Here is an 11,488-nt window from a genome sequence, read left to right on the forward strand (position 1 = left end):
CGGGAAAGCGCGCCCTTACGTAGGCCATCTTCTCGTATTGACGCACTGGCGCCGCGGCGACTCTGCTATGATCCGCGCTCTGCTTTAATCCGCGTTATCCGCTCCCTCCATGGATGCCTTTCTTGTCGCAACCGGCATCGTCGCCCTCGCCGAAATCGGCGACAAGACGCAGCTCCTCGCCTTTTTGCTGGCCGCGCGCTTTCGCCGCCCGCTGCCGATCATCCTTGGCATCTTCATCGCCACCCTGCTCAACCACGCCTTTGCCGCCGCCGTCGGCGCGCTCGTGAGCGAACTGCTGGGCCCCTTCGTGATGCGCTGGGTGCTTGGCCTGTCCTTCCTCGGCATGGCGGTGTGGACGATGATCCCGGATCACATCGACGAGGACGACGCCGCGCTGCCCAGGTTTGGCGTATTCATGACGACGCTGCTCGCCTTTTTCCTGGCCGAGATGGGCGACAAGACGCAGGTCGCCACCGTGGCCCTGGCCGCGCGCTATACCGACATCGCGCCGGTGGTGGCCGGCACCACGTTGGGCATGATGCTGGCGAACGTGCCGGCGGTGCTGTTCGGGGAGCGGATTGCGAACAAGGTGCCGCTGTCCGTGGTGCACGGGATTGCGGCCTTGATTTTTGCGGCGCTGGGGGTGGCGACCCTGATGGGAGCCGGCGCGCATTACGGATTTTAAGCGTAGGGACGTAGGGTGGGCGGGAGACCCGCCCACCCTACGATCCTTGGTTGACACGTTGGCATCGCGCCGGACCGCGTAGGCACGGGGCGCCCACCCTACAAAATCACCTACAAAACCATTACCTCCAGCGCGTCATCCACTGGTCGTAAAACCCCAGGTCGCGCGGTACCGCGCCCGGAATCGCGCAGATCGCGCCGGCGAATTCGTTGGCGCGCGCCAGCGTCAGTTCGAGTGGCCAGCCGCGTGCGCGGCCCAGCAGGAAGATCGCCGAGAACGCATCCCCTGCCCCCACGGTGTCGATCACGAAGGGCGGAGAAGGCGTGTCGCGGGTGTCGATCATGACGCCGCCCGCGCCAAAATACACGGACCCGCGGTGGCCCAGCGTGACGACCAGCGCCTGCAAGCCGAACATCTGCAGCAGCGCCGCGCAGGCCGAGCGGGTTTCGTCGGCCGCCATCGGCGCGTCGTTCGGCCCGAGCTGGAAGTACCAGCCGAACATGGCCTGCAGCTCGTCTTCGTTGAGTTTGACGATGTCGGCCGCGTGCAGCGCCTCGGAGACGACGCGCTCGTCGAACTGGCCTTCGCGCAGGTTCAGGTCGAGGTAGCGGGTGGCGTTCGTGCTTGAGAGCAGCGCCTTGAGGGTGCCGCGCGAACGTTCGCCGCGCTGGGCCAGGGTGCCGAAATAGAGGGCGCCGCGATCGTTCACCTGCGCGACCGTCTTCAGCGCCGCCAGCGCCTCGTCGCGGGCGATGTAGTCGTAGGCCTGGTTCGGCACGATGACGAAGCGGTGCCCTTTCGGACCGCGCTCGACGATGACGCGGCCGGTTTCCTCGATCGGGTCGCGCTGCAGGCCGGCCTGCGACATGGCGAAGCGCTCGAATTCGGCCTGGATCGTCGCGCCGTTGTGGTCGGCGCCGATGCGGGTGATCATGAGTTGCGGCGCCATGAAGGCGGCCAGGTGGCGCGCGACGTTGAAAGGCGCGCCGCCGACGATCTGCTCGGTGGCGAAATCGTCGACCAGCGCTTCGCCGAAAACGACCGTGGCGCCGGTACTATCGCCTTTACTGTGTACTGCGCTCATCCTTCGAACGGCGCCGTGTCGCGGAAGGACGCGCGCTCGCTCAGCTTGTCGAGCAGTTTCGCCAGGTTCGGGTAGTCATCGCGCCAGGCGACGTCCGGGAAGCGGAAAGCGAGCCAGCCCAGCGTGCAGCCGACGGCGACGTCGGCCAGCGTGTACGACTTGCCCATGCAGAAAGGCTGCTCGCCGAGCTTCTCGGACATGACGGCCAGGCCGGCATGCACCTTGCCCAGCTGGCGCGCGATCCATTGCTGGCTCTGCTGCTCTTGCGGGCGCAGCGTCTTTTCCAGGCGCACCAGCACGGCCGCGTCGAGCACGCCGTCGGCCAGCGCTTCCCATACCTTCACGTCAGCGCGGTCGCGTCCGTTACCGTTGGGCGGCAGCAGCTTGCACACGGGCGTGAGCGTGTCGAGGTATTCGGCAATCACGCGCGAATCGTACAGGGCGTTGCCGTCTTCCATGACCAGGCAAGGCACCTTGCCCAGCGGATTGGCCAGGTGGACTTGCGTCTCGGCGGCCCACACGTTGTCGAGCTCGAAAGAGTAGTCGAGCTTTTTTTCCGCCATCACGACGCGGACCTTGCGCACATAGGGACTGGTGTTGGAACCGATGAGTTTCATAGATGCTCGGGAAGAGGGATTTAATATGAGTATAGCATCGGCCCGGCTGCCGAAAACGGCCGCGCAGCCCGGTTTCACTGTGCCCGCAACAAGGCCCCGAATGCGCTCCGGTGGTAAAATCCGCGTTTTTGCACGGACCGCCCGCCATGACCGCTACCGCCCCACTTTCTTCCCTGTCGGCCCTGTCGCCGCTCGACGGCCGTTACGCGGCCAAGACCGACAAGCTGCGCCCGATCCTGTCCGAAGCAGGCTTCATGCACCATCGCGTCATGGTCGAGATCGCCTGGCTGCAGGCGCTGGCCCAGGCGGGCTTTGCCGAGATCAAGCCGTTCTCGGTCGAAGCGAGCGCTCACCTCGACGGCATCGCGGCCGGTTTCGATGAAGAAGATGCCGCCCGCATCAAGGAAATCGAGGCGGTCACGAATCATGACGTCAAGGCGGTCGAGTACTGGCTCAAGGAGCAAGTCAAGGACGTGCCGGAACTGGTGCTTGCCTCGGAGTTCATCCACTTCGGCTGCACCTCGGAAGACATCAACAACACCAGCCACGGCATGATGCTGAAGGCCGCGCGCGACACCGTGATGCTGCCTTCGCTGAACGCCATCATCGCGAAGCTGACGGAGATCGCCCACACCAACGCCGCGCTGCCGATGCTCTCGCGCACCCACGGCCAGACCGCCAGCCCGACCACCCTGGGTAAAGAATTCGCGAACGTCGTCGCGCGCCTGCAGCGCGCCGTAAAACGCATCGCCGACGTCGAGATCCTCGGCAAAATGAACGGCGCGGTCGGCAATTACAATGCCCACCTGTCCGCCTATCCGGGCTTCGACTGGCCGGCGTTCTCGAAGGACGTGATCGAGTCGCGCCTCGGCTTGACGTTCAACCCGTACACGATCCAGATCGAGCCGCACGACTACATGGCCGAGATGTTCGATGCGATTGCGCGCGCCAACACGATCCTGCTCGACCTGAACCGCGATATCTGGACCTATGTGTCGCTCGGCTACTTCAAGCAGAAGCTGAAGGCCGGCGAGATCGGTTCGTCGACCATGCCCCATAAAGTCAATCCGATCGACTTCGAAAATTCCGAAGGTAATTTGGGCCTGGCGAATGCCGTGCTGCGCCACATGGCGGAAAAGCTGCCGGTCTCGCGCATGCAGCGCGACCTGACGGACTCGACAGTATTGCGCAACATCGGCGTCGCCTTCGGCTACACGCTGCTGGCCTACGACAGCTGCCTGCGCGGCCTGAACAAGCTGGAAGTGAACGCGGCCAAGCTGGAAGCGGACCTCGACGCGAACTGGGAAGTGCTGGCCGAGCCGGTGCAGACCGTGATGCGCCGTTACGGCATCGAGAATCCGTATGAGCAGCTGAAGGAACTGACCCGCGGCAAGGGCATCACCAGGGAAGCGCTGCGCGAGTTCATCGGCACCCTGGCCGTGCCGCAGGAAGCGAAGGACTTGATGCTGGCGATGACGCCGGCGAATTACACCGGTCTGGCGGCGGAGCTGGCGAAGGCGATTTAATTCCGCTGCGACGTCTTCAACAAAAGCCCGCCTCAGAAATGGAGCGGGCTTTTTTATTTCCGCGACGGCTGTGCACCGTAGGGTGGGCACCTGTGCCCACGCGTTACGCACGGTTCCCGATCGAAACGTGGTACGTGGCCAGCACGCTTTGCACGCGTGGACTCAGGAGTCCACCCTACGGTACGCAACGGCCTCAGTTTTGCCAAACCAGTTTGACGCCCACTTCGCGACCCACCTCGGTACGCGTCGCCAGCGGCCCGAACTCGCCATGGCTGCCATTCAGGTTGCGCCCGACGATCGACAGCTCGAGATTGCGCCGCAGGCGCCAGCCGAAGCGCGCATCCAGCGCCCAATAGTCCGGCACTTCCGGGTTGGCCAGCGCCGCAACTTTACGCAGCGCCACTTCCATCTCACGCTGGTCGTCAAAGCTGTAGTTCGAGCGCAGCTGCAGCGTATGCGACGGGTCCTTGCCGGCATTGCCCGGTCCGGCAAGGTCATTGCTGCCGGGTTTCAGGCGCAGGCGTTCGTGCAGGGCGGTGTAGCCGGCCGACATGCGCCAGGCCTGGCTCAGCTGGTAGCTGCCCCACATCTCGATGCCGGTCGCGTTTCCTTCCATCAGGCTGCCGAAGGTGAGGAAGCTGCGGGTCGGGTCGATTTCCTGGGTGCGCAGGTGGTCGTATTCGTTGTGGAAGAGCGTGGCCGAATAGGACAGCCCGGCCAGCGGCTGGCCGCGGTAGCCGAGTTCGAACACCTTCGCCACTTCCGCGCGCACCTGCGGCCCGCCGCGCAGCAGGTAAGGCGGACGCCCCGGGATGAAGGCGTCGACGTCGAGCCGGGTCGGCGCGCGCACGGTGCGCGACAGCGAGGTCCACACGGCATGACGCGGGCTGAGCCGCCATGACAGGCGGGCAGTGGGCAGCAGTTCGCTGCCGGTGTAATCGTTGTGCTCGATGCGGGCGCCCAGCGTCAGGCTGAAGTCGGGACGCAGCGCGATTTCGTCCTGGGCGAACAGGCTGGCCCAGGTCTGCTCCTCGCGCGCCGGCAGGAAGGCAATCACCTCACTGTTGGTGACGCGGTCCCAGCTATGCCGATAATTCGCGCCCCACACCAGGCTGTGCATGCCCCAGGTGGGAAAGGAATGCTGGAGCTGGAGGTCGGCGATGTCGAGCGATTCGGTGAAGGTCGGCGGCACGGCGCGCCGGGTATGGTCGAGGTAGGCCTGCACGCTCAGGCGGCCGCCACCCTCCAGGCCGTGTTCCCAGCGTCCGCTCAGGTTGGCGCCGTGGGTGTCGATGTCGCCCAGGAGCAGCTCGGTGCCGGTGACCGAGATGGCGCCCGGCTCGGGCTGGCCGAGCTCGCCGCGGTACACATTCCCGTTCACGCTGAACAGGTCGCCGCCGCGCTCCCAGTCGGCGCGAAAGCCCAGCTGTGCCTGGCGCCAGCGGTCGTCCACAGCGGAGCCCGACGCGGTCTCGGTGGCGGAACGCGACAGCACCTTGCCATACACACGCCAGCTGGCGTCGCCCTGCCTGCCGCCCTGGCGGAAAGCGGCGTCGCCGCCATCGCTGCCGCCGCGCAGCACGGCAAGACTGCCCTGGGTGGCGTGGGCGGAGCGGGTCGTAATATTGATCACGCCATTGACCGCGTTCACGCCCCACATCGTGCCGCCCGGGCCGCTGATGACTTCAATGCGCTCGATGTCTTCCAACATCACGTCCTGCTGGTCCCAGAACACGCCGGAAAACAGCGGCGCGTACACCGAGCGGCCATCGATCATCACCAGCAGCTTGTTGGGGGCGCTGTTACCGGAACCGTTCAGGCCGCGCGCGCTGATGGAATAACCGTAGCTGCTGACCTGGCCGACTTGCAGATTCGGCGCCAGGCGCAGCGCTTCGGGCAGGGTTGCGGCGCCGGAGCGGCGGATGTCGTCAGCGGTGATGACGAAGACCGAGGCCGGTGCATCGAGCAGGCGCTCCGGTTTTTTCGACACCGAGGTGACCTGGATATTCGCCAGTTCCTCGATCGACAGGTCGGCGAAATCCGTGCCTTGCGGATCGGCGGCATGGGCCTGGCTCGCCAGCGCGGCGGCGAGCAGCAGGACCAGCGCACGCGGGCGTGGCCGGCTTGGTGAACAATTGTACATACGATTCCTCGACAGGGGCATGGGCACCCGTTTTATTCAGTGCTGCTATCTCTGCTTCTATTCTAAAAACGCGCTCACTTCGATTTTACATTCCGGCGGGCCGCTGCTGTGCACGTTTAACAATCCATGCTAGTGTACGAAAAGAAACATGTGCTGGCGAGCCGCGTGTCACCTTTTTTGCTATAGTTTCGTTCTGATCAGTACCACCGGCCGCCACCATGCAGCGATACTCCCTTCCCGCGATCGTCCTGCACTGGCTCATCGCCCTCCTGATCATCGGCACCTTTACGCTGGGGCTGGTGATGACCGACATTCCCGGGCTGACCCCCACCAAGCTGCGCTATTTTTCCTGGCACAAATGGGCCGGCGTGACGGTACTGGCGCTGGCGACATGCCGCCTGCTGTGGCGCCTGCGCAGCACGCCGCCCGCCTATCCCGCCACGATGCCCGCCTGGCAACGCCGCGCCGCCCATGCGCTGCACGGCCTGCTGTACCTGCTCATGTTCGCGGTACCGCTGTCCGGTTATTTCTACAGCCTTGCCGCCGGCGTACCAGTCGTGTATTTCGGCCTGCTCCCGCTCCCGACGCTGATCGGCGCCGACCCGGCCCTGAAACCTGTGCTCGGCGCCCTGCACTACTGGCTCAACATGGGCCTGGCCGCGCTGGTGGCGCTGCACGTGCTGGCCGCCTTGAAACATATGCTGGTCGACCGCGATGGCATCATGGGCCGCATGCTGCCCTTTTCGACGAAACAAGACATCAGGAGTTAATCAATGAAACCCTTGCGCGCCCTCGCCCTCGCCTCCCTGTTCGCCAGCGCCTTTGCCATCCCCTTCGCCGGCGCCGCCGCGCTCAAGAGCGACCCTGCCAAAAGCAGCGTCGCCGCCGTCTTCAAGCAGATGAACGTGCCGGTCGAAGCGAAATTCAAAACTTTCACGGCGTCGATCGACTACGACGCCGCCCACCCCGAAGCGGGCAAGGCCAGCGTCGATATCCAGACGGCCAGCATGGACCTGGGCGACCCCGAATACAATCGCGAGGTTTCCAAGAAGGAGTGGTTCAACACGGCGCAGTTCCCGAAAGCGAGCTTTGTCTCGACCGCGATCAAGCCGGCCGGCGCGGGCAAACTGAATGTCGCCGGCAAGCTGACGATCAAGGGCAAGACCGCCGAGGTGAATTTCCCGCTCACCGTGAAGACCGAAGCTGGAAAACAAGTTTTCGAAGGACAGTTGCCGATCAAGCGGCTTGCTTTTAACATCGGCGAAGGCGAGTGGAAAGACACCAGCATGGTCGCCGACGAAGTTGTGATCAAATTCCGCGTCACTGCGGGAAAATAATTAATTCATCCAAGGATAGTTCATGAAACTCAAGCTCCTGATCGCCGCCACCCTCGCCACCAGCGCCGGCTTCGCCTGCGCCGCGGCCGATACCTATAAAATCGAACCGAACCACACCTACCCGAGCTTCGAAGCCGACCACATGGGCATTTCGGTCTGGCGCGGCAAGTTCACCAAAACCGACGGCACCATCGTGCTCGACCGCGCCGCGAAGACCGGCAGCGTCGACATCACGGTCGACATGAACAGCATCGATTTCGGCCACGAAAAGATGAACGCGCATGCGCGCACGCCGGACATTTTCGATGTCGCCAAGTACCCGACCGCCACGTTCAAGGGCAATAAACTGCGCTTCGAAGGCGAAAACCTGGTGGCCGTCGAGGGTGACTTCACGCTGCACGGCGTTACCAAGCCGATGACCCTGAACATCGCCAAGTTCAAGTGCATCCAGCACCCGATGCTGAAACGCGAAGTCTGCGGCGCCGACGCGCATGGCTTCTTCCTGCGCAGCGACTATGGCGTTACCTACGGCATGCCGAAGTTCTCGCCGGAAGTGAAGCTGGCGATCCAGGTCGAAGCCATCAAGCAGTAAACGCCGAAGTACAAAGAAAAAGCCCCGCTGCCAAATCGGCAGCGGGGCTTTTTACCTTACAGGACTGAACTGGTCTGATTAACGGCCGTCACGGTCCGAGTCGCCTGGAATGGCGCGCTCGACCTTGTCCCAGGCGGCGCGGCTGGCCGACTTGGCCTGGTCCCACGACAGGCGCGAGGTGCCGCGGGTCGTGTTCCACTCGTCGGCCAGGTAGTGCTCGTTCTGGTCGTAGCTGCCGGTAAAGCGGCCTTTGCCGTTGTAGCCCAGCGCGTAGGCCGGTGCGTAGTCGTCGTAGGTGTAGCCAGGGGTGTAGTGCGATTGCGTCTGGTACGAATTGCGCCAGTAAGCATCTTCCTGGGCTGGATTGACCAGGCCGCCGACGCCCTTGCCGGCCATGCCGCCAGCCAGGCCGCCGATGGCAGCACCGGCTGCCATGCCGATCGGGCCACCGACCGCGCCGATGGCTGCACCAGCCGCTGCGCCGCCGCCTGCGCCAACACCTTTGGCCAGGTTATGGTCGTGCAGGTCGTCGCCCGGCTTCGCGTTCACGACTTCGCCGACGCCCTTGCCGGTTGCGCCGCCTGCCAGGCCGCCGATCACGGCACCAGCTGCCATGCCGATCGGGCCGCCGACCGCGCCAACGGTTGCACCTGCCACTGCGCCGCCAGCGCCGCCGACGCCTTGCGCCAGGTTATGTTCGCGCAGCTTGTCGTCTGGGGTCGGGTTGACGACTTCGCCGGCGCCGCGGCCGGCAGCCGCGCCCGCCAGGCCACCGACGACGGCGCCCGCAGCCATGCCGATCGGGCCGCCAACGGCGCCGACTGCCGCGCCGGTGGCAGCACCGGCCGTTGCGGTGGCACCTTTGGCCAGGTGGTGTTCGGACAGGTCGTCACCGGCTTTCGGATTGACGACTTCGCCTGCGCCTTTACCAGCGATGCCGCCGGTGATACCACCGATGGCGGCACCTGCAACGGTACCGATCGGACCGGCTGCGGAGCCGATCGCGGCACCAGCCAGCGCGCCGCCGACGGCGCCGACGCCGGTGCCGATCACGTGCGAACCGCCGTGTTCGGTCCACGAACGCTCGATGTGGGCAGCGTCTTCATCGTTGCGGGCGTTCACGCCCATCAGGATGCCGCCGCTCTTGATGCCTTCTTCATAGTGCGCTGCGCGCTCTTCCGGAATGCCTGCGCCGATCAGCGCGCCGATCAGGCCGCCGGTGATGCCGCCGGCGCCGGCGCCGGCCAGGGCTGCGGCCAACGGGCCAGCCACGACCAGGCCAATGCCTGGCAATACGAGGCTCGTGCCGACGGCGGCGATGCCTGCCAGGACGGCGCCGATGGTGCCGCCGATACCTGCACCGATGCCGGCGCCTTCAGCGGCCTTGCTGCCGAGTTCAGTATCCGTGTCGCTGAAATGGGTCTGGCGGGTCGTATCCGACATCATCAGGTTAACGTCGTCCTTGCTGTATCCACGGTCCGAGACCGAGCTGTATGCGCGCTCTGCGCTGGCGCGGTCCGGGAACAGGCCGGTGACCATGCGCGAATTTTGTTTATTGGTGTCGTAGCTCATGATGTATCCCTTTCAAAGGTGTCGTGGTGCGGTCAGGTCTTGCAACTTTGTGTTGCCAGTGGTCGAACAATATGCCCCGCACACATGCTCTTCTGTACGCTGACGCACTCACTTCAGGACATTCCAAATGGCAATGCAATTGATAAAAAAAATCGGTGACCGGAACACGATTTACAGATTCATCGTCTAACGTTCGTTGCCGCACCGACCCGCTATCCCGTCGATCTGTAGACTTTTTTACATGGCCACCGCAATCAATTGGCCTCGGGTAGGTTTTTTTTACTATGAGGAGGAACTAAAATGCTATTCATCATCTGGATCGTCGTCGGTGGTATCCTGGGCTGGCTTGCAAGCATGGTCATGAAGACCGATGCAGAGCAGGGCATGATTCTGAACGTTGTGGTCGGTATCATCGGCGCCTTCCTGGGCGGCTGGTTGCTCTCCCCACTGTTCGGTAATGGCACTATTAATTCGGATGACTTCAGCGTGTCGTCGCTGCTGGTTTCGTTCCTGGGTGCCGTCATCCTGCTGGCTATCGTCAACCTGCTGCGTCGCGGTCGGGTACGTTAATCGGTGTTTGGCCCCACATAACCAACGCTTCCACGCGTTGGTTTTTTTTTGTCTGGACTTCGTATGCGCGCCAGTAAAGTCACCATTTCAATTACCAGTGTCATCCTGACCCTCCTGGTCGGCTTTCTGGCGCTCAATTTCGCGCCAGGCGAGAAGCAGATCGAAACCCAGCTCAGGACCCAATACGATATCCACGACGCCCAGTTCCGGCGCTCAGTGGGCGTGTTGCTCGGCCCCCCTATTATCGAAGGCAACAAGGTCGAGACCCTGCTCAACGGCGAGCAGATCTTCCCCGCCATGCTCGCGGCGATCCGCGGCGCAAAAAAAACGATCACCTTCGAAACCTATATCTACTGGTCGGAAACGATCGGCGAAGAATTTTCCGAGGCACTGGCCGAGCGCGCGCGCGCCGGCGTGAAAGTGCATGTGATGCTCGACTTCATCGGCAGCATCAAGATGAAAGACGAAGCCATGAAAAAAATGCGCGACGCCGGCGTGCAATTGCAGCGCTACCACAAGCCGGTCTGGTGGAAACTCGCGCGCCTGAATAACCGCACCCACCGCAAACTGCTGATCGTCGACGGCACGGTCGGCTTTACGGGCGGCGTCGGCATCGCCGACCAGTGGCGCGGCCATGCCCAGGACGAAAATCACTGGCGCGATACCCATTTCCGCGTCGAAGGTCCGGTGGTCGGCCAAATCCAGGCCGTGTTCACCGATAACTGGCTCAAGGCGACCGGTGTGGTACTCGACGGCGCCGCCTATTTTCCGCCCCTGGCGCCAGTCGGCACCATGCCGGCCCAGATGTTCTCCAGCTCGCCCACCGGCGGCAGCGAAAGCATGCACCTGATGTACCTGATGGCGATTACCGCCGCGCGCCAGTCGATCAACCTGTCGGCTTCGTATTTCGTGCCCGACGAACTGACCATGCGCGCGTTGATCGCCGCCGCGAAACGCGGCGTCAAGGTGCGCATCATTACGCCGGGTAAAGAGATCGATTCGGACGTGGTGCGCCTGGCCTCGCGCGAACGCTGGGGTCCCCTGCTCGAAGCCGGGATCGAGATCGCCGAATACCAGCCGACCATGTACCACGTGAAAGCGCTGATCGTCGATTCGCTGATGGTCTCGGTCGGCTCGACCAATTTCGACAATCGCTCGTTCAGCATCAACGACGAAGCGAACCTGAACGTGCTCGACGCCGATTTCGCGCGCGCCCAGGATGCGGTCTTCGACCAGGACTGGCAGCGTGCGCGGCGCATGACGCTGGTCGCCTGGCACAACCGCCCGTGGACCGAAAAACTGAGCGGCGAATTCGCCTCGCTGCTGGGTTCACAGCTGTAAATATTGTCTGTACGGCGCCGT

The 11,488-nt window shown here is 63.6% G+C and carries 11 protein-coding genes; 7 read left to right on the plus strand and 4 right to left on the minus strand.

What is annotated here, in order from left to right:
- Positions 1-109: 109 nt before the first annotated feature.
- Positions 110-685, plus strand: a complete 576-nt coding sequence (locus AC1MEM_RS01930) for a TMEM165/GDT1 family protein (protein WP_499474990.1) — start codon at positions 110-112, stop codon at positions 683-685.
- Positions 686-806: 121 nt separating this feature from the next.
- Here AC1MEM_RS01930 and AC1MEM_RS01935 read toward each other — a convergent pair whose 3' ends face one another.
- On the minus strand, positions 807-1,769 hold the full coding sequence (locus AC1MEM_RS01935; protein WP_499474991.1) for a PfkB family carbohydrate kinase: 963 nt from the start codon (positions 1,767-1,769) through the stop codon (positions 807-809).
- The gene (locus AC1MEM_RS01940) at positions 1,766-2,386 is read right to left on the minus strand and encodes a glutathione S-transferase C-terminal domain-containing protein (protein ID WP_499474992.1); all 621 of its coding nucleotides are present in this window, start codon (positions 2,384-2,386) and stop codon (positions 1,766-1,768) included. Before AC1MEM_RS01940 ends, AC1MEM_RS01935 begins: the two co-directional genes overlap by 4 nt.
- 146 nt (positions 2,387-2,532) lie before the next feature.
- Here AC1MEM_RS01940 and purB point away from each other — a divergent pair, with 146 nt between their 5' ends.
- On the plus strand, positions 2,533-3,912 hold the full coding sequence (gene purB / locus AC1MEM_RS01945; RefSeq protein WP_499474993.1) for an adenylosuccinate lyase: 1,380 nt from the start codon (positions 2,533-2,535) through the stop codon (positions 3,910-3,912).
- Positions 3,913-4,105: 193 nt separating this feature from the next.
- Here purB and AC1MEM_RS01950 read toward each other — a convergent pair whose 3' ends face one another.
- The gene (locus tag AC1MEM_RS01950) at positions 4,106-6,055 is read right to left on the minus strand and encodes a TOL_0244 family TonB-dependent receptor (protein WP_499474994.1); all 1,950 of its coding nucleotides are present in this window, start codon (positions 6,053-6,055) and stop codon (positions 4,106-4,108) included.
- Positions 6,056-6,273: 218 nt separating this feature from the next.
- Between AC1MEM_RS01950 and AC1MEM_RS01955 the strand changes: the two genes are divergently transcribed.
- The 3 genes from AC1MEM_RS01955 to AC1MEM_RS01965 are packed head-to-tail and all read left to right on the plus strand — an operon-like array spanning position 6,274 to position 7,984.
- A complete protein-coding gene (locus tag AC1MEM_RS01955) occupies positions 6,274-6,825 on the plus strand; it encodes a cytochrome b (RefSeq protein WP_499474996.1) in 552 nt (183 codons plus the stop codon).
- A gap of 3 nt (positions 6,826-6,828) precedes the next feature.
- Positions 6,829-7,392: a YceI family protein gene (locus AC1MEM_RS01960; protein ID WP_499474997.1), complete on the plus strand. Its 564-nt coding sequence runs from the start codon at positions 6,829-6,831 to the stop codon at positions 7,390-7,392.
- A gap of 22 nt (positions 7,393-7,414) precedes the next feature.
- Positions 7,415-7,984, plus strand: a complete 570-nt coding sequence (locus tag AC1MEM_RS01965; RefSeq protein WP_499474998.1) for a YceI family protein — start codon at positions 7,415-7,417, stop codon at positions 7,982-7,984.
- A 78-nt stretch (positions 7,985-8,062) separates the two neighbouring features.
- Here the strand turns inward: AC1MEM_RS01965 and AC1MEM_RS01970 are convergent, their stop codons facing one another.
- A complete protein-coding gene (locus tag AC1MEM_RS01970) occupies positions 8,063-9,556 on the minus strand; it encodes a hypothetical protein (RefSeq protein ID WP_499474999.1) in 1,494 nt (497 codons plus the stop codon).
- Between the two features lie 300 nt (positions 9,557-9,856).
- Here AC1MEM_RS01970 and AC1MEM_RS01975 point away from each other — a divergent pair, with 300 nt between their 5' ends.
- Both AC1MEM_RS01975 and AC1MEM_RS01980 read left to right on the plus strand, forming a co-directional pair.
- On the plus strand, positions 9,857-10,126 hold the full coding sequence (locus AC1MEM_RS01975) for a GlsB/YeaQ/YmgE family stress response membrane protein (RefSeq protein WP_499475000.1): 270 nt from the start codon (positions 9,857-9,859) through the stop codon (positions 10,124-10,126).
- Positions 10,127-10,189: 63 nt separating this feature from the next.
- Entirely contained in the window at positions 10,190-11,467 is a 1,278-nt protein-coding gene (locus AC1MEM_RS01980; RefSeq protein WP_499475001.1) for a phospholipase D-like domain-containing protein, read from the plus strand.
- Positions 11,468-11,488 lie beyond the last annotated feature (21 nt).

Source organism: Telluria sp. AIW5 (assembly GCF_056680575.1).